The following is a 23,958-nucleotide window of genomic DNA, read 5'->3' on the forward strand; positions in this document are numbered from 1 at the left end:
TCACGCGTCGAAGCGGGCCGCCTTCAGGTACTCCGGGTTCGGGTCCAGCGCGGCCGCCAGCCGGAAGTGGCGCTTGGCCGGGTGCGGGCGGCCCTGCCGCTGGTAGGTGCGGGCGAGGGCGAAGTGGGCGAAGGCGTTGTCCGGCTCGCGCTCCAGGACGAGGGAGAACTCCAGCTCGGCGGGGCGCAGCTGAGCCGCCGCGAAGAAGGCACGGGCGCGCAGCAACCGCGCGGCGGTGTTCTCCGGGTGGACGTCTATGACGCCGTCGAGCAGCTTCACCGCGCCCCTCGGGTCCCGGGAGGCGAGCAGGTGCTCGGCGGCACGGAAGTCGATGACATGCGTTTCCGGCGTACGTCCGGTCGAACCGCTGGTCTCGGGCACGGCGGAATCCTTCCCTCGCTGAACGGGTTCAACGCCCCGTCCGGCACCCGCTATTCCGGGTGGGAGGTCCGCGCCCGGTGGACGAGCCCGGACCACACGTCCTCGACCCGCTGTTCCAGCTCGTCGAGGGGGACGTCGTTGTCGATGACGATGTCGGCTATCTCCCGGCGCTGCTCGCGGGTCGCCTGGGCGGCCATCCGCGCGCGTGCGTCCTCCGCCGTCATGCCGCGCCGGCCCACGAGCCGGTCGAGCTGGGTCTCCGGGCTCGCGTCGACGACGATCACCAGGTCGTAGAGGGGGGCCAGGCCGTTCTCCGTGAGGAGCGGGACGTCATGGATCACGACGGCGTCCTCGGCGGCGGCCTCCTCCAGCTCGCGGGAGCGGGCGCCCACCAGGGGGTGGACGATCGAGTTGAGGACGGCCAGTCTCTCCGGGTCGGCGAAGACGACGGAGCCCAGCCTGGGCCGGTCGAGCCGGCCGTCCGCGGTGAGGACCTCCGCGCCGAACGCGTCCACGACCGCCGCCAGACCGGGCGTCCCCGGTTCGACGACCTCGCGCGCGATCCGGTCCGCGTCGATCAGCACGGCCCCGCACCCGACGAGCAGCCGCGACACCTCACTCTTACCGGCACCGATACCGCCGGTCAGGCCCACTTTCAGCATGGGAAGCAGCCTACGGCGTCAGTTGTCGCCCTCGCGCTCCGCCAGGAAGCGCTCGAACTCGCGGCCGATCTCGTCCGCCGACGGGATCTCCACCGGCTCGGCGAGCATGTTTCCCCGGGTCTCCGCGCCCGCTGCGGCATCGTACTGGTGCTCCAGGCCCTGGACGAGGGCGGTGAGTTCTTCGTCGCCCTCCTGGATCTGGCGGTCGATCTCGGTCTGGGTGCGGTGGGCGTCGGTGCGCAGCGCGTGCGCGACGCCGGGCAGGACCAGTCCCGTCGCGGCCGTGATGGCCTCCAGGGCGGTCAGTGCCGCGTCCGGGTACGGGGAACGGGCGATGTAGTGCGGCACGTGCGCGGCGACGCCCAGGACGTCGTGCCCGGCCTGCATGAGCCGGTACTCGACGAGCGCCTCGGCGCTGCCGGGCACCTGCGCCTCGTCGAAGAGGCTGCCGCCCGCCGGGACGAGGTCGGCGCGGTTGCCGTGCGGGGTGAGGCCGACGGGCCGGGTGTGCGGGACGCCCATGGGGATGCCGTGGAAGTTCACCGACAGGCGTACGCCGAGCCGCTCCACGATCTGCTGGACGGCGGCGGCGAAGCGCTCCCACTCGACGTCCGGTTCGGGCCCGGAGAGCAGCAGGAAGGGCGCTCCCGTGGCGTCCTGGACGAGGCGCACCTCGATGGCGGGCACCTCGTAGTCGCTCCACCGGTCGCGGGTGAAGGTCAGCAGCGGGCGCCGGGCGCGGTAGTCGACGAGCCGGTCGTGGTCGAACCGGGCGACGACCTGGTGGGGCAGCGAGTCGAGCAGCCGGTCGACGATCTGGTCCCCGGTCTCCCCCGCGTCGATGTATCCGTCGAAGTGGTAGAGCATGACAAGCCCGGCCGACTCCTGGGCCAGCGCCATGTCGACGACGCCGAGCCCCTTCGGCTCCCATGCGTACAAACCCTGCGGATCAAGCACAGTGACCGCTCCTCCTCATGTCCGTACTGCACAACGTGGCACGCACCACTGACATTCCCCGGCGAGGACAACTCCCCGGGGCACGGGGCCTCATCGACATGCGGCTCCGCCGCGTGGGCGCGACAAGCCCCCACCGACCCGCAGCCCCACAACGCAGCACCGAGGGGCCGCACCTCGAAAGGTGCGGCCCCTCAGTCAACGGCTAAGCCTCAGCGGAGAGCGTTCAGCTCTGCCCACCCGCCAGCTTCTCGCGCAGGGCGGCCAGCGCCTCGTCCGAAGCCAGCGCACCGGACTGGTCGCCACCCTCGGAGGAGTACGAACCGCCGCCACCGGACGCGGCCGGAGCGACGTCCTCACCACCCTCGGCAGCGGCCTTCTCGTCCGCCTCGCGGGACTTGATGACCTGCGCCTGGTGCTGCTCGAAACGCTGCTGCGCCTCGGCGTACTGGGTCTCCCACGCCTCGCGCTGGGTCTCGTAGCCCTCGAGCCAGTCGTTGGTCTCGGGGTCGAAGCCCTCGGGGTAGATGTAGTTGCCCTGGTCGTCGTAGGACGCGGCCATTCCGTACAGGGTCGGGTCGAACTCGACCACCGACGGGTCGGCACCGAAGGCCTCGTTGGCCTGCTTCAGCGAGAGGCTGATGCGACGGCGCTCGAGGTCGATGTCGATGACCTTGACGAAGATCTCGTCGTTGACCTGGACGACCTGCTCCGGGATCTCCACGTGGCGCTCGGCCAGCTCGGAGATGTGGACCAGACCCTCGATGCCCTCGTCCACGCGGACGAACGCACCGAACGGAACCAGCTTCGTGACCTTGCCGGGCACGACCTGGCCGATCTGGTGGGTGCGGGCGAACTGCTGCCACGGGTCTTCCTGGGTCGCCTTCAGCGACAGGGAGACACGCTCGCGGTCCATGTCGACGTCGAGGACCTCGACCGTGACCTCCTGGCCGACCTCGACGACCTCGGAGGGGTGGTCGATGTGCTTCCAGGACAGCTCGGAGACGTGCACCAGACCGTCGACGCCACCCAGGTCCACGAAGGCACCGAAGTTGACGATCGAGGAGACGACGCCGGAACGGACCTGACCCTTCTGGAGGGTCGTGAGGAACGTCTGGCGGACCTCGGACTGGGTCTGCTCCAGCCAGGCACGGCGGGACAGGACCACGTTGTTGCGGTTCTTGTCCAGCTCGATGATCTTGGCCTCGAGCTCCTTGCCCACGTAGGGCTGGAGGTCGCGGACACGACGCATCTCGACGAGAGAAGCCGGCAGGAAGCCACGGAGGCCGATGTCGAGGATGAGACCACCCTTGACGACCTCGATGACGGTACCGGTGACGATGCCGTCCTCTTCCTTGATCTTCTCGATGGTGCCCCAGGCCCGCTCGTACTGGGCACGCTTCTTCGAGAGGATCAGGCGGCCTTCCTTGTCCTCCTTCTGGAGAACAAGGGCCTCGATCTCGTCGCCGACCTTGACGACCTCGTTCGGGTCGACGTCGTGCTTGATCGAGAGCTCGCGGCTCGGGATGACACCTTCGGTCTTGTAACCGATGTCGAGCAGGACCTCGTCCCGGTCGACCTTCACGATGACGCCGTCGACGATGTCGCCGTCGTTGAAGTACTTGATCGTCTCGTCGATCGCGGCGAGGAAGGCTTCCTCGTTACCGATGTCGTTGACCGCAACCTGCGGGGTGGTGGCGGTGGTCTCGGTGCTGCTCGTCATGTGGGAAAGGGCTCCGGTACGGACATTGAGTCGTAGGTACTGCTTACGCCGGGAGCCCGTTTCGCTCTGCAGAAGCCGGACAGCCAAGGAAGCGCACCACCGTTGACCGGCGATGACACCTCGAGAACCGAGGGGACATACAACAGATGCGAGCGCAGCCTGCTACGTCTGAGGTGCGCAGGCTCGCAGCGCAACTTGTAGCATACGGGGGCAGCCGGGCAGGGTCAATGCGCGAAGCCGCCCACCCGGGGCGGATCGCCGCATAACCGGCACAACTGCGGTCCCCCGAGGCCACACAAGGGCGGTGAAGACCCTTCGGCGACACGCCGGGACCGGCTGGACGGAAGAGTACGACGAGGGAGCCCATCATCCAAGAGCCCGAAACGCCCGAACCGGAGGCGACCCGGCGGCAGGCCGGTGTCACGGAGAGCTCCCGCGCCAACCGGGGCTGGTGGGACCGCAACGCGGACGAGTACCAGACCGAGCACGGCACGTTCCTCGGCGACGACCGCTTCGTGTGGGGGCCCGAGGGCCTGGACGAGGTGGAGGCGGAGCTGCTCGGCCCGCCGGAGGAACTGAAGGGGCGGGACGTCCTGGAGCTGGGCGCCGGCGCGGCGCAGTGCTCGCGCTGGCTGGCCGCGCAGGGAGCGCGGCCGGTGGCACTGGACATCTCGCACCGGCAGTTGCAGCACGCGCTGCGGATCGGCGGGCCGGTCCCGCTGGTGTGCGCCGACGCGGGCGCGCTGCCGTTCGCGGACGGCTCCTTCGACCTGGCCTGCTCGGCGTACGGGGCGCTGCCCTTCGTCGCCGATCCGCGGCTGGTGCTGCGCGAGGTGCGGCGGGTGCTGCGGCCCGGCGGCCGGCTGGTCTTCTCGGTCACGCATCCGATCCGCTGGGCGTTCCCGGACGAGCCCGGTCCGGAGGGGCTGAGCGTGTCCGCCTCGTACTTCGACCGCGTTCCTTACGTCGAGCAGGACGAGAAGGGCCGCGCGGTGTACGTGGAGCACCACAGGACGCTCGGGGACCGCGTCCGTGACGTCGTCGCCTCGGGGTTCCGGCTGGTGGATCTGGTGGAGCCGGAGTGGCCGGCCTGGAACACCGCCGAGTGGGGCGGCTGGTCGCCGCTGCGCGGGAATCTGATTCCGGGGACGGCGATCTTCGTGTGCGTACGAGACTGAGTACGTGATCCGTCATGACGCCCTGGACGCCCTTCCCGTACGCGAGGCCCTGCCGGGGCTGACCGACGCGCTCGATGCGCACGGCACGGCTGTGTTGGTGGCGCCGCCCGGTACCGGTAAGACGACGCTGGTGCCGCTGGCGCTGGCGGGACTGCTCGGGGACGGGCCCGCGCGGCGGGTGGTGGTCGCCGAGCCGCGGCGGATCGCGGCCCGCGCGGCGGCACGGCGGATGGCGTGGCTGCTGGGTGAGCGGGTCGGCGAGTCGGTCGGTTTCACCGTGCGCGGGGAGCGGACGGTGGGTCGGCACACGCGCGTGGAGGTCGTCACGACCGGTGTGCTCCTCCAGCGCCTCCAGCGCGACCAGGAGCTTTCCGGTGTGGACGTGGTGGTGCTCGACGAGTGCCACGAGCGGCATCTGGACGCGGACACGGCAGCGGCGTTCCTGTGGGACGTGCGCCAGGCGCTGCGCCCGGAGCTGCGGCTGGTGGCCGCGTCGGCGACGACGGACGCGGAGGGCTGGGCGCGGCTGCTGGGGGACGCGCCGGTGGTCGAGGCGCACGGTGCCGCGTACCCGGTGGACGTGGTGTGGTCGCCGCCCGCGCGTGCGGTACGGCCGCCGCACGGGATGCGGGTCGATCCGGCGCTGCTGACGCACGTGGCGTCGGTGGTGCGGCGGGCGCTGGCGGAGCGGGACGGGGACGTGCTGGCGTTCCTGCCGGGGGTCGGTGAGATCGCCCGGGTGGCCGGGCGGCTCGGGGACCTCGGTGGTGTCGACGTGCTCCAGGTGCACGGGCGGGCGCCGGCCGCCGTGCAGGACGCGGTGCTGTCCGCCGGGGAGCGGCGCCGGGTGGTGCTGGCGACCTCGGTGGCGGAGTCGTCGCTGACGGTTCCCGGGGTGCGGGTGGTCGTGGACTCGGGGCTGGCGCGGGAGCCGCGCGTGGACCACGCGCGGGGGCTGAGCGCGCTGACGACGGTGCGGGCCTCCCGCGCGGCGGGGCGGCAGCGGGCGGGGCGGGCCGGGCGTGAGGCGCCGGGGGCGGTGTACCGGTGCTGGGCGGAGGCGGAGGACGCGCGGCTGCCGCGGTTCCCCTCCCCCGAGATCAAGGTGGCCGACCTGACTGCGTTCGCGCTCCAGGCGGCCTGCTGGGGCGATCCGGACGCCTCGGGGCTGGCGCTGCTGGATCCCCCGCCGGCCGGGGCGATGGCGGCGGCCCGCTCCGTCCTGACGGCGATCGGGGCGGTGGGCCCCGACGGGCGGGCCGGTGGGCGTGGGGCGCGGCTGGCCCGTCTGGGCCTGCACCCGCGTCTGGGCCGCGCCCTGCTGGACGCGGCACCGGTGGTGGGCCCGGACCTCGCGGCCGAGGTGGTCGCCCTGATCGGCGAGGAACCACCACGCGAATACGGCGACGACCTCACCGCCGCGCTGCGGGCCGCCCGCCGCGGCGGCGACACGTACGCCGCCCGCTGGCGCAGGGAGGCCGGCCGCCTCCGCCGCCTGACCCCCGACACCGCCGGCGGGACGACACGGGGCTCCCTGCCTGCGCCGGAGGCCGGGTCCGACGCCGGGGCCGGGGCCCCGCCCACCGCGCAGGCCCCCGGCCGGCCGGCACGAGGCGCCTCCCCCGCGGTGGGGCACGGCGCCGACACCCCGTCCGCCAGGGTGCGCGACGGGCTCTCCGGCGGGGAGGACGGGCGGGCCGGGCTGGTGGTGGCGCTGGCGTTTCCGGAGCGGGTGGCCCGCGCGGAGGGCGGTTCGTATCTGATGGTGGGTGGGACGCGGGCCGAGGTGGGGGCGGGGTCCCCGTTGCGGGGGGCCGAGTGGATCGCCGTCGCCGTGGCCGATCGGCCGGTGGGGCGGGGGCACGCGCGCGTGCAGCTCGGGGTCGTCGTCGACGAGGGGGTCGCGCGGGTCGCGGCGGGGGCGTTGCTGGAGCACCGGGAGGAAGTGGGCTGGGGCGACGGGGACGTCGTCGCGCGGCGGGTCGAGCGGCTCGGGGCGGTGGAGGTGGCCGTACGGCCGTACCCCGGCGCCGGCCCCTCGCTCGTACGGGCCGCGTTGCTGGACGGGCTGCGGCGGGAGGGGTTCGGGCTGCTGCGGTGGCCGGCCGGGGCGGCCGTACTGCGGCAGCGGCTGGCCTTCCTGCACGGCCGGCTCGGTGAGCCGTGGCCCGATGTCTCCGACGAGGCGCTGCACGCGCGCGTGCAGGAGTGGCTGGAGCCGGAGCTGAGCCGTGCCCGGCGGCGGGCCGATCTCGCGCGGATCGACGCCGGGCAGGCACTCGCGCGGCTGCTGCCCTGGGCCTCCGGCGAGGCCGTGCGGCTCGACGAACTCGCCCCCGAGCGGATCACCGTACCCAGTGGGTCCGGAATCCGGATCGACTACTCCGACCCGGAGCAGCCGGTGCTCGCCGTGAAGCTCCAGGAGATGTTCGGCCTCCAGGAGTCACCGCGGGTGGCCGGGGTGCCGCTGCTGGTGCACCTGCTGTCCCCGGCCGGGCGGCCCGCCGCCGTGACCGCCGACCTCGCCTCGTTCTGGCGGGACGGCTACAAGGGCGTACGGGCCGAACTGCGCGGGCGCTACCCCAGGCATCCGTGGCCAAAGGATCCGGCCACCGCCGAGCCGACCCGGTACACCAACGCCCGGCTCCGGCGGTGATCCGTTCCGCGTGCCGTCAGGCGGTGGGGCTCGCCGACGGGCCGGTGGACGGGGCCGGGGGTTCCGTCCCGTCCGGCGCCGCCACGGTCAGTTCGACCGTGCGGGTCGCCCCGCCCGCGGTGGTGACGCGGAGCAGGAACGTGCCGGTGGTGTCGTCCGCGTACAGCTGAGGCAGCTTCAGCAGGCCGTCCGCGTCCGTCGTCAGACCGCTCAGGGTGCGGACGGCCTTGCCGTCGGCGTCCTTGAAGTAGGGGCCCTTGTCGTTCACGGCCGGGTCGTCGGCCGACGCGACGAGCGTCGCGGTGGCGGCCACCTTGTCTGCGGCGGCACCCTCGTACGTGGCCTTCAGCTCGACCGCGTCCGCGAACTCGCCGCCCGGCGCGCAGGTGAGCGCCTCGTCACTGGTGCGGACGAGGGTGTCGGCGGCGCGCTCGGTGACCGTCGCCTTGTAGGCGACGCCCTTGACCGTCCGGCCGACCACGGTGGCCCGGACGGCGACGGGGCCGGTCTTCTCGCCCGCCCGGAGCGCGGGGGCCACGGCGACGCCCGAGCTGTTGGTGACGACGGTGGCCACGCTCTCGCCGCCGGTGAAGGTGGTGTCGGTGTCACCGACGACGGTGAACCGGATCCGCACCTTGGCCACGGCCTCGCCGGCGTCCGTCTCGGCGCGGGTGCTGATCCTCTTGGTGAACGTGTCGCCCGCCATCGCGGTGAGCGTCGCCGTGCCGGCGTCCTCCAGGTGGTCCACCGTGTCGGTGGGAGTGGGAGTGGGAGGGGTGGTGCCGGGCGGCGTGCTCGGGGTGGCGGGGCCGGCCGGCGGCTTGGGGGTCGGGCTGGAGCCGGACGGCTTGTCCGGCTTCGGGCTGGGCTTCGGCGACGGCGACGTGCCCGGCACCGTCGGGGAGGGCCGCACCGTGACGCTGCCGCTGTCGCTGCGGTCCGTGGGCAGCGTGCCGGTGCCGTCGGGGATCTCGTGGGTGCCCCTGCGGTAGTACTCCAGCCACGACATGACGGTGTTCAGGTACTCCGTCGAGTTGTTGTAGCTGAGGATCGCCCGGTCGAGGTCGCGCTGGTCGGACAGGTCCCAGCCGAAACGGCACAGGTAGTGGCCGGCGGCGAGGGCGGCGTCGTAGATGTTGTTGGGGTCCTCATCGCCGTCGCCGTTGCCGTCCCGGCCCGCCCACTCCCAGGTGGAGGGGATGAACTGCATGGGGCCGATGGCCTGGTCGTAGGAGCTGTTGCCGTCGTAGGCGCCGTTGTCGGTGTCCTTGATGAGGGCGAAGCCGTTGCCGTCGAGCTGGGGGCCGAGGATGGGCGAGAGGGTGGTGCCGTCGGCGTCGACGCGTCCGCCGCGGGCCTGGCCGGACTCCACCTTGCCGATGGCGGCGAGCAGTTGCCAGGGCAGGTGGCAGCCGGGCTTCTTCTCGCGCAGGGCGGCCTCGGCCTGCTTGTAGGCGTCGAGGACGGTCGCGGGTATGCCGGCCTCGGTCACGCCGGACACGTCCGTTCCGGTGCTCGCGGACGGTGCGGGGTTGGGGCTGTTGAGCGGCGGCAGGTCCGTGTAGTACGGCGAGTTGCCGGTCGCGCCGGCGGCGTCGGCCGCCTCCTCGGGCGAGGACGTGGCGTCCGAGGTGGTCTGTCTGCCCTGGTCGTCGGTCGTCGCGCCGGGAGCCTGGGACGCGGACAGGGCCGCCACCGCCGCCGCGGCCACGGCGGTGGTCGTCACTCCCTTGCGCAGCCTCCTGCCGAATTGCGCCGCCATAGAGTGAACCCCTCCCGTGGACGCCGTGCCGTCCGTCAGCCTGTGTTGTGTTCGCCCTGTTGTGACGATCTGCCCGCCCCGCTGGTTGCCCTCCTGTGGACATCCGGCACGACGGCCCTCGCGACCCTACGACAACTTCCTTTGCACGGACACCCGTTCATGCCCGATATTCACCGGTTGGCCACGTTCCCGCGTGACGGGGACCGGTGCGGGGCGTCCCGCATACTGGGCCTGCCGATCAGGTGGGCCCGTGGGCCCGGTCAACCACTGTCACGAGGAGCCGCGTTGCCGTTCACGCTGAGCCATGCGGCGGCGGTGCTGCCCGCCGTGCGCACGGACGGGAGCGGGCGGGGCTCCCTGGTTCCCGCCGTGCTGGTCGCGGGCAGCTTCGCTCCCGACATGACCTATTACGCGGCGAGTGTCCTGTCCGGGGCGATGGAGTTCGGTGACGTCACCCACGCGTTCTGGGGTGTGTTCACGGTCGATGTGCTCATCGCCTGGGTGCTGGTGGGGCTGTGGCTGCTGGTGCGTGAACCGCTGGTGGCGCTGTTGCCGCGGGCCCGGCAGGGGCGGGCGGCGGCGCTGCTGCGCTGCGGGGCGCCGCGTGCGCGGATGCGGCCGTCGCTGGTGGCGCGCTGGTACGTGTCGGCCGTGCTGGGGGCGTTGACGCATGTGGTCTGGGACGCGTTCACGCATCTCGACCGGTGGGGGATGCGGGTGTTTCCCGTACTGGGCGAGGAGGTGGCGGGGTCGCCGCTGTACTGGTATCTGCAGTACGGCGGTTCGGCGGTGGCCGCGGTCGTCATCACGCTGTTCGTGGTGCGGGCGCTGCGGCGGGCGCCGGACGGTGCCGGACCCCCGGGGGTTCCCCCGCTGTCCGCCGGGGACCGGTGGTGGGCCGTCGCGCTGCTCGGCGGGTGCGCGGTGGTGGGGGCGGTGCAGCGGGCCTCGCGGTGGTGGGCCTACTGGGGCTCGACCGCGAAACCCTGGGAACTGATTCCGACGGTGTGCTTCGGTGCGGGCGCGGGGCTGGTCCTCGCGCTGCCGTTGTACGCGGTGGCCGTCAGGGTGCGGCGTCCGGCCACGGGGGTCCCTGCGGGCGCCGATACGCGGCGGCCGAGCCGTACGGACGCACGCTGAGGGTGTCGCTCGCCGCGACGAACACGGTGACGGTACGGACCGGGCGGGGGCGGGGCAGCAGGGTGAGCGCGAGGGTGAGGTAGGCGCGGGCCAGCTCGGCCCACAGCCGCCACGGCGGCCGCTCGCCCGCGAGGCCTCCGGCGGTGGGGGTGCGGTCGGTTCTCCGGCGGCCGTCGGCGATACGGCGGCCCAGGTCCGCCGTGGCGTTCCGCAGCGCGGTCGCGAGGGTGACGGGGACGGCGGGGGTGCGGGCGGTACTCGCGGCGGCCGCGAAGACCGGAACCGGCGGGAACACCGTCTGTCCGCCGGGGCGCGGGGGTGCCGCTCTGCGGTGAAGCACGCGTATACCCATGCATGGCATGGTGTCCGGCCCTGCGGGTGGCGGCTTTCCCGCAGGGGCCACGCGGGTGAAGGTTCCCGGCCCCGGGGGCTGTGCCCCCCAAAAAACCTCCTTCGGCCCTGAACGGGCTGCGTCCTCGACCGGACGGGCCGGCTTCACCCCCCGGAAGGCTTCAGTGTGCCGCCGACTCCCAGTCCGGGCCCGCGCCCACAGAGACGCCCAGGGGGACTCGAAGCTCGACCGCGGACGCCATTTCCCGGCGGACCAGGTCCTCCACCGTGGCGCGTTCACCGGGGGCCAGCTCCAGGACGATTTCGTCGTGGACCTGGAGGAGCATGCGGGAGCGCAGGTTCGCCTCGCGCAGTGCGCGGCCCACGTTCAGCATGGCGATCTTGACGATGTCCGCCGCCGTGCCCTGGATCGGCGCGTTCAGCGCCATGCGCTCCGCCGCCTCGCGGCGCTGGCGGTTGTCGCTGTTGAGGTCGGGCAGGTAGCGGCGGCGGCCGAAGAGCGTCGCCGTGTAGCCGGTCGCCCGAGCCTCGTCGACGACCCGGCGCAGATAGTCCCGTACGCCGCCGAAGCGCTCGAAGTACGCGTCCATCAGGGCGCGGGCCTCCGCCGCCTCGATGTTCAGCTGCTGGGAGAGGCCGAAGGCCGACAGCCCGTACGCCAGCCCGTACGACATCGCCTTGATCTTGCGGCGCATCTCCGCGTCCACCGCGGACTGCTCGACCGAGAACACCTGGGCGGCCGCCGTGGTGTGCAGGTCCTCGCCCGAGGTGAACGCCTCGATCAGGCCGGCGTCCTCGGAGAGGTGGGCCATCACCCGCAGCTCGATCTGGCTGTAGTCGGCCGTGAGGAGCGACTCGAAGCCCTCGCCGACGACGAAGCCGCGGCGGATCGCGCGGCCCTCGTCCGTACGGACCGGGATGTTCTGGAGGTTGGGGTCCGTCGAGGACAGACGGCCCGTCGCGGCGACGGTCTGGTTGAACGTGGTGTGGATACGGCCGTCCGCGGCGATCGTCTTGATCAGGCCCTCGACGGTGACGCGCAGCTTCGCCTGCTCCCGGTGGCGGAGCATGATCACCGGCAGTTCGTTCTCGGTCTGCGTGGCGAGCCAGGCCAGGGCGTCGGCGTCCGTGGTGTAGCCGGTCTTCGTCTTCTTCGTCTTCGGCAGGGCCAGCTCGCCGAAGAGGACCTCCTGGAGCTGCTTGGGCGAGCCCAGGTTGAACTCGTGCCCCGCCGCCGCGTGCGCCTCCTTCACCGCCTGCTGCACGGCACCCGCGAACATCTGCTCCATCGTCTGGAGGTGCTCCCGGTCGGCCGCGATGCCGTGCCGCTCCATGCGGGCGAGCAGCGCGGACGTGGGCAGCTCCATGTCACGGAGCAGGTCCGCCGCGCCCACTTCCTCCAGACGGCCCTCGAAGGCCTCGCCCAGGTCGAGGATGGCGCGGGCCTGCACCATCAGCGCCTCGGCCTGAGCGCCGTCGTCCGCGCCGAAGGCCAGCTGGCCGTCGGGCGCGGCGGCGGGCGCCAGCTCGCGGTGCAGGTACTCCAGGGACAGCGCGTCCAGGTCGAAGGAGCGACGGCCCGGCTTCACCAGGTACGCGGCGAGCGCGGTGTCCATGGTGACGCCCTCGATGGTCCAGCCGTGCTCGGCGAAGACCCGCATCGCGCCCTTGGCGTTGTGGAACACCTTGGGCCTGTCCGCGTCGGCGAGCCAGGCCGAGAACGCCCGCTCGTCGGCCTCGTCCAGCTCGGACGGGTCGAACCAGGCGGCCGGTCCGGCGGACGTGGCCAGCGCGACCTCGGCGACGGAGCCGGTGCCCAGGGCCCAGGTGTCGACCGTGGCGACGCCGAGCGGGCCGGTGCCGTGCCCGGTGAGCCAGGCGGTCAGCTCGCCGGTGCCCAGCACCGTGCCGTCCAGCTCCACGCCCTCCGAGACGACCGGGGTGGCCTCGGCCTCCTCCGCGCCCGGGTCGACGGCGAACAGCCGCTCGCGCAGCGACGGGTTCCTGATCTCCAGGGTGTCCAGGATCATCGCCACGGCCTTGCGGTCGTAGGCGGCCCGCTCCAGGTCGAGGACGCTCCGGGGCAGCTCGACCCGGCGCTCCAGCTCGGTGAGCCGGCGGTTGAGCTTGACGGACTCCAGGTGGTCGCGCAGGTTCTGCCCGGCCTTGCCCTTGACCTCCTCGACGCGCTCGACCAGCTCCGCGAAGGAACCGAACTGGTTGATCCACTTCGCGGCCGTCTTCTCGCCGACGCCGGGGATGCCGGGCAGGTTGTCCGACGGGTCGCCGCGCAGCGCCGCGAAGTCGGGGTACTGCGCGGGGGTCAGGCCGTACTTCTCGACGACCTTCTCCGGGGTGAACCGGGTCAGCTCGGAGACGCCCTTCGTCGGGTACAGCACCGTGGTGTGCTCGGAGACCAGCTGGAAGGAGTCCCGGTCGCCGGTGACGATCAGCACCTCGAAGCCCTCGGCCTCGGCCTGGGTGGCGAGGGTGGCGATGATGTCGTCCGCCTCGAAGCCCTCGACGGCGAAGCGGTCGGCGTGCATCGCGTCGAGCAGCTCGCCGATGAGCTGGACCTGGCCCTTGAACTCGTCCGGGGTCTTGGAGCGGTTCGCCTTGTACTCGGTGAACTCCTCCGAGCGCCATGTCTTGCGGGAGACGTCGAAGGCGACGGCGAAGTGGGTGGGGGCCTCGTCACGGAGTGTGTTGGCCAGCATCGAAGCGAAGCCGTAGATCGCGTTCGTCGGCTGGCCCGTCGCGGTGGTGAAGTTTTCCGCGGGCAGCGCGAAGAACGCGCGGTACGCGAGGGAGTGCCCGTCCATGAGCATCAGTCGGGGGCGGGTTCCGCCGGGAGTCTGGTCGGTCTTCTTCGATGCTGTGTCTGCCACGTGTCCGATCCTGCCACGTGGCACCGACAGTGGGGGGCGGGCGTGTGCCGTGGGGTTGATTCGCCCCCTCCGCCCCTTCCCGTCCCATCCCTGGGGGCTGCGCCCCCATACCCCCTTTCGGCCCTGAACGGGCCTCGTCCTCAAACGCCGGACGGGCTGACGACAACGCCGGACGGGCTGACAACAGGGCGTGGCAGGATCGGGGGTCCACCTCATACGTGTATGTGGAACAGGAGTGCGCGATGGCAACGAAGCCGCCCCAGGGGGATCCGGTTCAGGACGCGCCGCGGGTTGCCGGGCCGAAACACGTGGCCGCCGGGCTGACCGCGATCGGGCACACCCTGCGGATGGCGCAGCAGCAGATGGGCGTGAAGCGGACGGCGCTGACGCTGCTCAGCGTGAATCAGAAGAACGGCTTCGACTGCCCGGGGTGCGCCTGGCCGGAGCCGGAGCACCGGCACCGCGCGGAGTTCTGCGAGAACGGGGCGAAGGCCGTGGCCGAGGAGGCCACCCTGCGCCGGGTCACCCCGGAGTTCTTCGCCGCGCACCCGGTCGCCGACCTGTCCGGCCGCAGCGGCTACTGGCTGGGGCAGCAGGGCCGGCTGACGCACCCCATGTACCTGCCCGAGGGCGGCGAGCACTACGAGCCGGTCACCTGGGAGCGGGCCTTCGACATCGTCGCCGAGGAGATCGCCGCCCTCGGTTCCCCGGACGAGGCCGTCTTCTACACCTCGGGACGCACCAGCAACGAGGCCGCCTTCCTCTACCAGCTGTTCGCCCGCCGGCTCGGCACCAACAACCTGCCCGACTGCTCCAACATGTGCCACGAGTCGTCCGGTTCGGCCCTGTCGGAGACGATCGGCGTCGGCAAGGGCAGCGTCCTGCTGGAGGACCTCTACAAGGCCGACCTGATCATCGTCGCCGGCCAGAACCCCGGCACCAACCATCCGCGCATGCTGTCCGCCCTGGAGAAGGCCAAGGAGAACGGCGCGCGGATCATCAGCGTCAACCCGCTGCCGGAGGCGGGCCTGGAGCGCTTCAAGAACCCGCAGACCCCCAAGGGGCTCACCACCGGCGCCGCCCTGACCGATCTGTTCCTGCAGATCCGCATCGGCGGCGACCAGGCCCTGTTCCGCCTCCTCAACAAGCTGATCCTCGACACACCCGGCGCGGTCGACGAGGAGTTCGTACGCGAACACACGCACGGCTACGAGGAGTTCACCGAGGCCGCGCGTGCCGCCGACTGGGACGAGACGCTCACCGCAACCGGCCTCACGCGCGGGGACATCGAGCGGTGTCTGCGGATGGTCCTCGAATCGAAGCGCACCATCGTGTGCTGGGCGATGGGGCTCACCCAGCACAAGCACTCCGTGCCCATGATCCGCGAGGTCGTCAACTTCCTGCTGCTGCGCGGCAACATCGGCCGCCCCGGTGCGGGCGTGTGCCCGGTGCGCGGTCACTCCAACGTGCAGGGCGACCGCACCATGGGCATCTTCGAGCGGCCCGCGCCCGCGTTCCTGGACGCACTGGAGAAGGAGTTCGGCTTCGCACCCCCGCGCGAGCACGGCTTCGACGTCGTACGGGCCATCCGAGCCCTGCGCGACGGCAAGGCGAAGGTCTTCTTCGCCATGGGCGGCAACTTCGTCTCCGCCTCCCCCGACACGGAGGTCACCGAGGCCGCGATGCGCCGGGCCCGGCTGACCGTGCACGTGTCGACCAAGCTGAACCGCTCGCACACCGTCACGGGCGCGCGCGCCCTGATCCTGCCGACGCTCGGCCGCACGGAACGCGACCTGCAGGGCGGCGGTGAGCAGTTCGTGACGGTCGAGGACTCCATGGGCATGGTGCACGCCTCGCGCGGACGCCTCGAACCGGCGGGCCCGCGGCTGCTGTCGGAGCCGGCCATCGTGTGCCGGCTGGCCCGCCGCGTCCTCGGCGAGGACGACACGGTGCCGTGGGAGGAGTTCGAGAAGGACTACGCGACGATCCGCGACCGCATCACGCGGGTGATCCCCGGCTTCGAGGACTTCAACGCGCGCGTGGCCCGCCCCGGGGGCTTCGCGCTCCCCCACGCCCCGCGCGACGAGCGCCGCTTCCCCACCGCCACCGGCAAGGCCAACTTCACCGCCGCGCCGGTGGAGTACCCCGCGCTGCCGAAGGGCCGGCTGCTGCTGCAGACGCTGCGTTCGCACGACCAGTACAACACCACGATCTACGGTCTCGACGACCGCTACCGGGGGATCAGGAACGGCCGCCGCGTGGTGCTGGTCAACCCCGAGGACGCGCGGGAGCTGCGGCTCGCGGACGGCAGTTACGTCGATCTGGTCGGCGAGTGGAAGGACGGCGTGGAACGCAGGGCGCCCGGTTTCCGCGTCGTGCACTATCCGACCGCGCGGGGGTGTGCGGCGGCGTACTACCCGGAGACCAATGTCCTGGTGCCGCTGGACGCCACCGCGGACACCAGCAACACCCCGGCCAGCAAGTCCGTCGTGGTGCGTCTGGAACAATCGGCGACCGACTGAGCGTTCGCTCACCAGACAGCCGTACCGACGCACGACGAAGGAGCCGGGCCCATGGGAGAGCAGCAGCAGGTGAAGTTCCCGCGAGAGGTCATCGACGAGTACGCCGCGCTCGGAGTGGACCTGCCGGCACTGTTCTCGGCGGGCCACCTGGGCACGCGCATGGGCGTGCAGATCCTGGAGGCGTCCGCGGAGCGGGTCCTCGGGACGATGCCGGTGGAGGGCAACACCCAGCCGTACGGGCTGCTGCACGGCGGCGCCTCCGCCGTACTGGCCGAGACGCTGGGATCGGTGGGTTCGATGCTGCACGGCGGCAGCTCCAAGATCGCCGTCGGGGTCGACCTCAACTGCACGCACCACCGCGGCGTCCGCTCCGGCCTGGTGACCGGGGTCGCCACTCCGGTGCACCGGGGGCGGTCCACGGCGACGTACGAGATCGTCATCACCGACGAGGCGGACAAGCGGGTGTGCACCGCACGGCTGACCTGCCTGCTGCGGGACGTCCGGCCCGGCGACGGGGAACAGGCGGCGGGCTGACGGCCGTTGTGGTGCGGGGAGCGCGTCCGCCCCGCACCACGGACCCGCACCGCACCGCCATTGCCTCCGGCCGACAGGCGCCCTAGCGTTCGGGGCATGCGACGGGGCGGCACCTCTCGGGCGTGGGCGGGGGTGTTCGGTGCGCCCCTCGTGTCCGCGCGGCCGGCGGGCCCGACGGTGACCGGGTGCGGTGCGACGGGTTCCGCTCACGCGCGGGAGGTCCCGTCGGCCGGAGCCGACAGCGGTCGCGCCTCCTCGCCGTCACCGCGTGTGACGTCCGACGCGGACCTGTGCACGAGGATCGTCGGCCACTGGTCGCGCGAGGTGCTCGACGGCCGCGGCTACGGCGACCACCGGTCCATGGGACTGTCCGACGGCCGGTACGGCATTCCGCGCGAGGTGGTCGCTTCCGCTCGGGCCGCCGAGCGTCAAGGGGCGGTCGACACCGGTCGGTCGACCGACCGTGAGGCGCGCGAGGGGTGCGTCGCGCGGTATCGCGCCGGCGGGCCGGACGAGGGGCCCCGGCGATGAGCGGGGTCGGCCCCGTCGAGCCGGGAGAGGACACTCACGTTCTGGACGCCTCCCCGGTGCCCCGTCCTCGACGCGGGGCGCTCGTACGGCACTTGGAGCGGCACCGCAGGGCCGCGCTCGGCGGGCTCCTCGCCGCCGCCGTGCTCACCGGCAGCAGCTACCTCTATGTCACCCGGCCCCGTCCTCAGCCGCCGCCAGACCCGCCGTACCCGAGCCAGGTGACCGCCGTCGTGTACCTGAACCCGCAGACCACAGGCGCGAAGACCGCCTCGCGGAGCTTCGCCTTCGATGTGGAGGTGACCACGGAATCCGGCCCTCCGGTCACCGTCACCCGGATATCCCAGCCGTACGCGGGACTGTCCGTGACATCCAGCCCGCGCACCCCTTTCCGGACAAAAACAGGATCCCCCCGCAAGATCACCATCACCACGCAGGTGACGGAATGCGGAAAAGTGCCACAGAATGCCGGACTCCCTTTCCTGGATGTAACTCTGCGTAATACGCGCGCAAAGGAGGTGCACAGCTTCATCCTCGGGCCACGGTACGCACGGGACCTCTCCCGAGCCCTGCAAGTAGCCTGCGGCAACGATTTCAGGTAATCACCAAAACCGTCGATACTCCTGAACCAGCCCCTCCGGGTCCTGCGGTTTCTCACCATGCGGACAGGGCAAAACGGCGAGAATTCAGCCGTTCCCCCCACTCGGTACCGCTCTGCAATACGTCGTGTCATAACAAGAGCGTCACAGCCTTGGCCAGAGTCTCCTCCACATTCCCCACCCACGCTTAGAGTCACGGCCAGTCACCGCGCCGCCCGATTCCCACTTCGGCCCAGCGCTCGACTCGGCCGTTTCCACCGGGAAGCGGCTGTCAGGGGAAAGGACTGGATCGTGCGTCAACGTTCGCTCATCGCCATCACCGCCACTCTGGTGGCGGGAGCACTCACCCTCACCGCCTGCGGCTCACGCGACGAGGACGGCGGCGGCAGCTCGGACTCCGGCAACGGTGGCACCACCGTGGTCATCGGCGTCGACGCGCCGCTGACCGGCGACCTGTCCGCGCTGGGCCTCGGTATCAAGAACTCCGTGGACCTCGCGGCGAAGACCGCCAACAAGGAGAAGTACGTCGAGGGCGTCACCTTCAAGATCGAAGCCCTCGACGACCAGGGCCAGGCCTCCGTCGGCCAGCAGAACGCCACCAAGCTCGTCGCCGACAAGGACGTCCTCGGCGTCGTCGGCCCGCTGAACTCCTCCGTCGGCGAGTCCATGCAGAAGGTCTTCGACACGGCCAAGCTGGTCGAGGTCTCCCCTGCCAACACCAACCCCGCCCTCACCCAGGGCGTGAACTGGCAGACCAAGAAGGAACGGCCGTACAAGTCGTACTTCCGCACCGCGACCACGGACGCCATCCAGGGCCCGTTCGCCGCGCAGTACGTCTACAACGACGCCAAGAAGAAGAAGGTCTTCGTCATCGACGACAAGAAGACCTACGGCGCCGGCCTCGCCGCCACCTTCACCGAGGAGTTCAAGAAGCTCGGCGGCAAGGTGGTCGGCACCGAGCACATCAACCCCGACAGCAAGGACTTCAACGCCGTCGCCACCAAGGTCAAGCAGTCCGGCGCCGACGTCGTCTACTACGGCGGCGAGTACCCGCAGGCCGGCCCCCTGAGCAAGCAGATCAAGGAAGCCGGCGCCAAGATCCCGCTGGTCGGCGGTGACGGCATCTACAGCGCCGACTTCATCAAGCTGTCCGGCGCGGCCGGCACCGGCGACCTCGCCACCTCCGTCGGCGCGCCCGTCGAGGAGCTTCCCTCCGCCAAGGAATTCGTCGCCAACTACAAGGACGCCGGATACAAGGAGGCCTTCGAGGCCTACGGCGGCTACTCCTACGACTCCGCCTGGGCGATCATCGAGGCCGTCAAGAAGGTCGTCGAGGACAACGACGGCAAGCTCCCCGACGACGCCCGCTCCAAGGTCGTCGACGCCATGCAGAACGTCTCCTTCGACGGAGTGACCGGCAAGGTCTCCTTCGACGAGTTCGGCGACGCCACCAACAAGCAGCTCACCGTGTACTCCGTCAAGGACGGCGACTGGGGCACCGTGAAGTCCGGCACCTTCACCGGCTGACCACCGCCCGCACCACTCCCACGAGCCGCGCGGGGCGCTGTTCCACTGGCGTCCCGCGCGGACTCGCATCCGGCCCCATCCGTCGAACGTTCCGAAGCTCGGAGGACATGCGGTGAACGAACTGCCGCAGCAGCTGGTCAACGGCCTGCTACTGGGATCCATGTACGGCCTCGTCGCCATCGGCTACACAATGGTCTATGGCATCGTCCAGCTCATCAACTTCGCCCACGGCGAGATCTTCATGGTCGGCGCCTTCGGCGCCCTGACCGTACATCTGTACATCTTGCCCGACGGCACCTCCATCTGGGTGGCACTCCCCCTGATGCTGCTCGGCGCCGTGATCGTCTCGGTCCTCGTCGCCATCGGAGCGGAACGGTTCGCCTACCGCCCCCTGCGCGGCGCACCCCGCCTCGCCCCGCTCATCACCGCCATCGGACTCTCCCTCGCCCTCCAGCAGGCCGTCTGGGCCTTCTACCCCGAGGCCAAGTCCAAGCTGCCCTTCCCGCAGATCGAGGGCGGCCCCTTCAGCATCGGCGGCGCCACCATCCAGACCGGCGACATCTTCCTCCTCGTCGCCGCCCCCATCAGCATGGCCGTCCTCGCCTACTTCGTGATGCGCACCCGCACCGGACGCGGCATGCAGGCCACCGCGCAGGACCCGGACACCGCCAAGCTCATGGGTGTCAACACCGACCGCATCATCGTGATCGCGTTCGCCCTCGGCGCCGTCTTCGCCGCCGTCGGAGGAGTCGCCAGCGGCCTCAAGTACGGCCAGATCGACTTCAAGATGGGCTTCATCCTCGGTCTCAAGGCCTTCACCGCGGCGGTCCTCGGCGGCATCGGCAACATCTACGGCGCCATGATCGGCGGAGTGGTCCTCGGCGTCGCCGAGACCCTGGCCACCGCCTACATCGCCGACATCCCCGGCCTGGACAAGTTCGGCAGCCAGTCCTGGGCCGACGTCTGGGCCTTCATCCTCCTCATCCTCGTGCTGTTGTTCAGGCCACAGGGCCTGCTCGGCGAACGCGTTGCGGACAGGGCGTGACACCGATGACCACACAGACCACCGCCGCGACCCCCGCGGCCGCCCCCACCGAGAACGCCTCCACCGGCCTCATCGGCATACCCCCGCACATCGGCAGGGCCCTCGCCACCGGCGGCAGCATCCTCGCCGTCGTCTCCACGTTCCTCGCCTGGACCTGGACCGACGAATTCCCCGGCGACCTCACCTTCTACGGCTACCCCGGCGGACTCCAGGTCCTCGTCCTCGTAGGCGGTGCCCTCGCCACCCTGTTCGCCCTCGCCTCCTACGGCGTCAAGGGGCTCGGCTGGCTCACCCCCGCCGGCGCCGACGCGGCCCTCAAGTACGCCGTCCTCGGCACCTTCGTCACCGCCTGGTACACGATCCTCGCGATCAGCTTCAACCTCGGCGGCCTCGTCAACCTGGAACCCGGCGGCTACGTCGTCGCCGCGGCCACCCTGATCGCGCTCCTCGGCGCCCTCGCCCTCCCCTTCGAGCGGCCCGAACCCGACCCGATCGACCCCGACGACACCGGCTGGGAGCACTTCAGGCACCAGGCCGGCCACCACTGGGCCACCGTCCGGGCCGCGTTCGCCTCCGGCAGCCCGCGCCCGGTGCGCGCCCTGCCGTCGTACGCCGAGATCCTGATCATCGTCGCCGTCCTGGCACTCGCCCTCGTCGTCTTCACCTACGGCATCGGCACCGAGTACGACGAACTCTTCATCGGCTTCCTCATCACCGCCGGCTTCGCGTTCGCCGCGCTCAACCGCGCCGGCCTGGTCGCCCACGCCTCGCAGATCACCGCACGGCACACCAACATCACCGTCTGCGGCGCCTTCATCGCGGCGGCCTGCTTCCCCTTCACCCAGACCGACGACCAGTACGCCACCCTCGGCGTCTACATCCTCATCTTCGCCACGGTCGCCCTCGGTCTGAACATCGTCGTCGGCCTCGCCGGTCTGCTCGACCTCGGCTACGTCGCCTTCCTCGGCGTCGGCGCCTACGCCGCCGCGCTCGTCTCCGGCTCTCCCAGCTCGCCCTTCGGCGTCCACTTCCCCTTCTGGGCCGCCGTCATCGTCGGAGCCGTCGCCTCCCTCGTCTTCGGCGTCCTCATCGGCGCCCCGACCCTGCGACTGCGCGGCGACTACCTCGCCATCGTCACCCTCGGCTTCGGTGAGATCTTCCGTATCGCCGCCAACAACACCGACGGCACCTCCGGACCCGACCTCACCAACGGCTCCAACGGCATCGCCTCGATCCCGGACCTGAACATCCTCGGCTTCGACCTCGGGGTCCAGCACGACATCGCCGGCTTCACCATCGGCCGGTTCGCCAACTACTTCTTCCTGATGCTGCTCATCACGGCCGTCGTCGTCCTCGTCTTCCGGCGCAGCGGCGACTCCCGCATCGGCCGCGCCTGGGTCGCCATCCGCGAGGACGAGACGGCGGCCGAGGCCATGGGCATCCACGGCTTCCGGGTCAAGCTCATCGCCTTCGCCGTCGGCGCCACCCTCGCCGGCCTCGCCGGAACCGTGCAGGCACACGTCACCTACACCGTGACGCCCGAGCAGTACCTGTTCGCCGGCACCACCCCGCCCAACTCCGCCTTCCTGCTCGCCGCGGTCGTCCTCGGCGGCATGGGCACCATCGCCGGACCCCTCATCGGGGCCGCGCTGCTCTTCCTGATCCCCAACAAGCTCCAGTTCCTCGGCGACTACCAGCTCCTCGCCTTCGGACTCGCACTCGTCCTGCTGATGCGCTTCCGGCCCGAGGGCCTCATCCCCAACCGGCGCCGCCAACTGGAGTTCCACGAAGAGGCCGACGCGCCCACAGTCCTGAGCAAGACAGGGGCCTGACCACCATGACCACCGACACCACCACCAAGGACACCGCACCGGGCGCACCCGCCCCCGGCACCACCGTCCTCGACGCACGCGGCGTCACCATGCGCTTCGGCGGCCTCACCGCCGTCCGCGACGTCGACCTCACCGTCAACAGCGGCGAGATCGTCGGCCTCATCGGCCCCAACGGCGCCGGCAAGACCACCTTCTTCAACTGCCTCACCGGTCTCTACATCCCCACCGAGGGCGAGGTCCGCTACAAGGACAAGGTGCTGCCGCCCAAGTCCTTCAAGGTCACCGCCGCCGGCATCGCCCGGACGTTCCAGAACATCCGGCTCTTCGCCAACATGACCGTCCTCGAGAACGTCCTCGTCGGCCGGCACACCCGCACCAAGGAAGGCTTCTGGTCCGCCATCCTGCGCGGCCCCGGCTTCCACAGGGCCGAGGCGGCCTCCCGCGCACGGGCGATGGAACTCCTGGAGTTCGTCGGCCTCGACGCCAAGGCCGACCACCTCGCGCGCAACCTCCCCTACGGCGAACAGCGCAAGCTCGAGATCGCCCGCGCCCTCGCCAGCGAGCCGGGCCTGCTGCTCCTCGACGAGCCCACCGCAGGCATGAACCCCCAGGAGACCCGGGCGGCCGAGGAACTCATCTTCGCCATCCGCGACCAGGGCATCGCCGTCCTCGTGATCGAGCACGACATGCGGTTCATCTTCAACCTCTGCGACCGCGTCGCCGTCCTCGTCCAGGGCCAGAAGCTCATCGAGGGCGACCCGGCCACCGTCCAGGGCGACGAACGCGTCATCGCCGCCTACATCGGCGAACCCCTGGAGAACGACCCCGGCGCCGCCGAGGCCGCCGAAGTCGAAGCCGCCGAAGCCGCGGCCGGAGCGAAGACAGAGGCGAAGACAGAGGCCGAGGCCACCACGGACTCAGCGCCCGGCAAGGAGAACGACCGATGACCGCACTCCTCGAAGTCGAGGACCTCAAAGTCGCCTACGGCAAGATCCAGGCCGTCAAGGGCATCTCCTTCAGCGTCGACGCCGGCGAAGTGGTCACCCTCATCGGCACCAACGGCGCCGGCAAGACCACCACCCTGCGCACGCTCTCCGGGCTCCTCAAGCCCGTCGGCGGCCAGATCAAGTTCAACGGCAAGTCGCTCAAGAAGATCCCCGCCCACAGGATCGTCTCCCTCGGGCTCGCCCACTCCCCCGAGGGGCGGCACATCTTCCCCCGCATGACCATCGAGGACAACCTCCGCCTCGGCGCCTTCCTCCGCACCGACAAGACGGGCATCGACAAGGACATCCAGCGCGCCTACGACCTCTTCCCCATCCTCGGGGAACGCCGCAAGCAGGCCGCCGGCACCCTCTCCGGCGGAGAACAGCAGATGCTCGCCATGGGCAGGGCCCTGATGTCCCGGCCCCAGCTCCTCATGCTCGACGAACCCTCCATGGGCCTCTCACCGATCATGATGCAGAAGATCATGGCGACCATCACCGAACTCAAGTCCCAGGGCACCACCATCCTGCTCGTCGAGCAGAACGCCCAGGCCGCCCTCTCCCTGGCCGACCACGGTCATGTCATGGAAGTCGGCAACATCGTCCTCTCCGGCACCGGCCAGGACCTCCTCCACGACGAGTCCGTCCGCAAGGCCTACCTCGGCGAGGACTGAACCGTACGACGACGAG

The 23,958-nt window shown here is 71.2% G+C and carries 19 protein-coding genes; 12 read left to right on the top strand and 7 right to left on the bottom strand.

Going from position 1 to position 23,958, the window contains the following annotated elements; all coding sequences use genetic code 11:
• The 4 genes from ACH4VX_RS08185 to rpsA all read right to left on the bottom strand — a co-directional run bounded on the left by ACH4VX_RS08185 (position 1) and on the right by rpsA (position 3,720).
• Complete coding sequence (locus ACH4VX_RS08185) at positions 1-381, bottom strand: M48 family metallopeptidase (protein ID WP_142196007.1); 381 nt, start codon at positions 379-381, stop codon at positions 1-3.
• 50 nt (positions 382-431) lie between these two features.
• Complete coding sequence (coaE, locus tag ACH4VX_RS08190) at positions 432-1,043, bottom strand: dephospho-CoA kinase (protein ID WP_398366538.1); 612 nt, start codon at positions 1,041-1,043, stop codon at positions 432-434.
• 18 nt (positions 1,044-1,061) lie between these two features.
• Complete coding sequence (locus ACH4VX_RS08195) at positions 1,062-2,000, bottom strand: PAC2 family protein (RefSeq protein WP_398366539.1); 939 nt, start codon at positions 1,998-2,000, stop codon at positions 1,062-1,064.
• A 223-nt stretch (positions 2,001-2,223) separates the two neighbouring features.
• The gene (gene rpsA / locus ACH4VX_RS08200) at positions 2,224-3,720 is read right to left on the bottom strand and encodes a 30S ribosomal protein S1 (protein WP_398366540.1); all 1,497 of its coding nucleotides are present in this window, start codon (positions 3,718-3,720) and stop codon (positions 2,224-2,226) included.
• A gap of 368 nt (positions 3,721-4,088) precedes the next feature.
• Between rpsA and ACH4VX_RS08205 the strand changes: the two genes are divergently transcribed.
• Together ACH4VX_RS08205 and ACH4VX_RS08210 are read left to right on the top strand one after the other, a co-directional pair.
• Positions 4,089-4,898, top strand: coding sequence for a class I SAM-dependent methyltransferase (locus ACH4VX_RS08205; RefSeq protein ID WP_398366665.1), 810 nt, complete (start codon positions 4,089-4,091; stop codon positions 4,896-4,898).
• A 4-nt stretch (positions 4,899-4,902) separates the two neighbouring features.
• Complete coding sequence (locus ACH4VX_RS08210; RefSeq protein WP_398366541.1) at positions 4,903-7,554, top strand: ATP-dependent RNA helicase; 2,652 nt, start codon at positions 4,903-4,905, stop codon at positions 7,552-7,554.
• 16 nt (positions 7,555-7,570) lie between these two features.
• Here the strand turns inward: ACH4VX_RS08210 and ACH4VX_RS08215 are convergent, their stop codons facing one another.
• The gene (locus ACH4VX_RS08215; RefSeq protein WP_398366542.1) at positions 7,571-9,316 is read right to left on the bottom strand and encodes a lytic transglycosylase domain-containing protein; all 1,746 of its coding nucleotides are present in this window, start codon (positions 9,314-9,316) and stop codon (positions 7,571-7,573) included.
• Between the two features lie 285 nt (positions 9,317-9,601).
• Here ACH4VX_RS08215 and ACH4VX_RS08220 point away from each other — a divergent pair, with 285 nt between their 5' ends.
• Positions 9,602-10,456 carry a DUF4184 family protein gene (locus tag ACH4VX_RS08220; protein ID WP_398366543.1) on the top strand — a complete coding sequence of 285 codons (855 nt, stop codon included), beginning with the start codon at positions 9,602-9,604 and terminating at the stop codon, positions 10,454-10,456.
• Here ACH4VX_RS08220 and ACH4VX_RS08225 read toward each other — a convergent pair.
• Together ACH4VX_RS08225 and polA are read right to left on the bottom strand one after the other, a co-directional pair.
• Entirely contained in the window at positions 10,380-10,808 is a 429-nt protein-coding gene (locus ACH4VX_RS08225) for a hypothetical protein (protein ID WP_398366544.1), read from the bottom strand. The genes ACH4VX_RS08220 and ACH4VX_RS08225 overlap by 77 nt on opposite strands.
• 160 nt (positions 10,809-10,968) lie before the next feature.
• Positions 10,969-13,695: a DNA polymerase I gene (gene polA, locus ACH4VX_RS08230; RefSeq protein WP_398366545.1), complete on the bottom strand. Its 2,727-nt coding sequence runs from the start codon at positions 13,693-13,695 to the stop codon at positions 10,969-10,971.
• A 242-nt stretch (positions 13,696-13,937) separates the two neighbouring features.
• Between polA and ACH4VX_RS08235 the strand changes: the two genes are divergently transcribed.
• From ACH4VX_RS08235 to ACH4VX_RS08275, 9 genes are all read left to right on the top strand, one after another.
• Positions 13,938-16,217, top strand: a complete 2,280-nt coding sequence (locus ACH4VX_RS08235; protein ID WP_398366546.1) for an FdhF/YdeP family oxidoreductase — start codon at positions 13,938-13,940, stop codon at positions 16,215-16,217.
• 51 nt (positions 16,218-16,268) lie between these two features.
• Positions 16,269-16,751: a PaaI family thioesterase gene (locus tag ACH4VX_RS08240; RefSeq protein ID WP_398366547.1), complete on the top strand. Its 483-nt coding sequence runs from the start codon at positions 16,269-16,271 to the stop codon at positions 16,749-16,751.
• Positions 16,752-17,021: 270 nt separating this feature from the next.
• Complete coding sequence (locus ACH4VX_RS08245; protein ID WP_398366548.1) at positions 17,022-17,282, top strand: hypothetical protein; 261 nt, start codon at positions 17,022-17,024, stop codon at positions 17,280-17,282.
• Complete coding sequence (locus ACH4VX_RS08250; RefSeq protein WP_398366549.1) at positions 17,279-17,881, top strand: Tat pathway signal sequence domain protein; 603 nt, start codon at positions 17,279-17,281, stop codon at positions 17,879-17,881. The genes ACH4VX_RS08245 and ACH4VX_RS08250 overlap by 4 nt, the downstream gene beginning before the upstream one ends.
• 288 nt (positions 17,882-18,169) lie before the next feature.
• Positions 18,170-19,405 (top strand): branched-chain amino acid ABC transporter substrate-binding protein, encoded by a 1,236-nt coding sequence (locus ACH4VX_RS08255; protein ID WP_398366550.1) that lies wholly within the window; start codon positions 18,170-18,172, stop codon positions 19,403-19,405.
• Positions 19,406-19,517: 112 nt separating this feature from the next.
• Positions 19,518-20,450 (top strand): branched-chain amino acid ABC transporter permease, encoded by a 933-nt coding sequence (locus ACH4VX_RS08260; protein WP_398366551.1) that lies wholly within the window; start codon positions 19,518-19,520, stop codon positions 20,448-20,450.
• 5 nt (positions 20,451-20,455) lie between these two features.
• Positions 20,456-22,282, top strand: coding sequence for a branched-chain amino acid ABC transporter permease (locus ACH4VX_RS08265; protein ID WP_398366552.1), 1,827 nt, complete (start codon positions 20,456-20,458; stop codon positions 22,280-22,282).
• Between the two features lie 5 nt (positions 22,283-22,287).
• Positions 22,288-23,229, top strand: coding sequence for an ABC transporter ATP-binding protein (locus tag ACH4VX_RS08270; RefSeq protein ID WP_398366553.1), 942 nt, complete (start codon positions 22,288-22,290; stop codon positions 23,227-23,229).
• Positions 23,226-23,942 (top strand): ABC transporter ATP-binding protein, encoded by a 717-nt coding sequence (locus tag ACH4VX_RS08275; RefSeq protein ID WP_398366554.1) that lies wholly within the window; start codon positions 23,226-23,228, stop codon positions 23,940-23,942. The genes ACH4VX_RS08270 and ACH4VX_RS08275 overlap by 4 nt, the downstream gene beginning before the upstream one ends.
• Positions 23,943-23,958 lie beyond the last annotated feature (16 nt).

The organism is Streptomyces sp. NPDC020731 (genome assembly GCF_044334705.1).
Lineage (GTDB): Bacteria > Actinomycetota > Actinomycetes > Streptomycetales > Streptomycetaceae > Streptomyces.

Coding starts and splice junctions, on each gene's coding strand:
- coaE (WP_398366538.1), bottom strand. CDS start 1,043: ATGCTGAAAGTGGGCCTGACCGGCGGTATCGGTGCCGGTAAGAGTGAG.
- rpsA (WP_398366540.1), bottom strand. CDS start 3,720: ATGACGAGCAGCACCGAGACCACCGCCACCACCCCGCAGGTTGCGGTC.
- ACH4VX_RS08215 (WP_398366542.1), bottom strand. CDS start 9,316: ATGGCGGCGCAATTCGGCAGGAGGCTGCGCAAGGGAGTGACGACCACC.
- ACH4VX_RS08225 (WP_398366544.1), bottom strand. CDS start 10,808: ATGGGTATACGCGTGCTTCACCGCAGAGCGGCACCCCCGCGCCCCGGC.
- ACH4VX_RS08235 (WP_398366546.1), top strand. CDS start 13,938: ATGGCAACGAAGCCGCCCCAGGGGGATCCGGTTCAGGACGCGCCGCGG.
- ACH4VX_RS08240 (WP_398366547.1), top strand. CDS start 16,269: ATGGGAGAGCAGCAGCAGGTGAAGTTCCCGCGAGAGGTCATCGACGAG.
- ACH4VX_RS08250 (WP_398366549.1), top strand. CDS start 17,279: ATGAGCGGGGTCGGCCCCGTCGAGCCGGGAGAGGACACTCACGTTCTG.
- ACH4VX_RS08265 (WP_398366552.1), top strand. CDS start 20,456: ATGACCACACAGACCACCGCCGCGACCCCCGCGGCCGCCCCCACCGAG.
- ACH4VX_RS08270 (WP_398366553.1), top strand. CDS start 22,288: ATGACCACCGACACCACCACCAAGGACACCGCACCGGGCGCACCCGCC.
- ACH4VX_RS08275 (WP_398366554.1), top strand. CDS start 23,226: ATGACCGCACTCCTCGAAGTCGAGGACCTCAAAGTCGCCTACGGCAAG.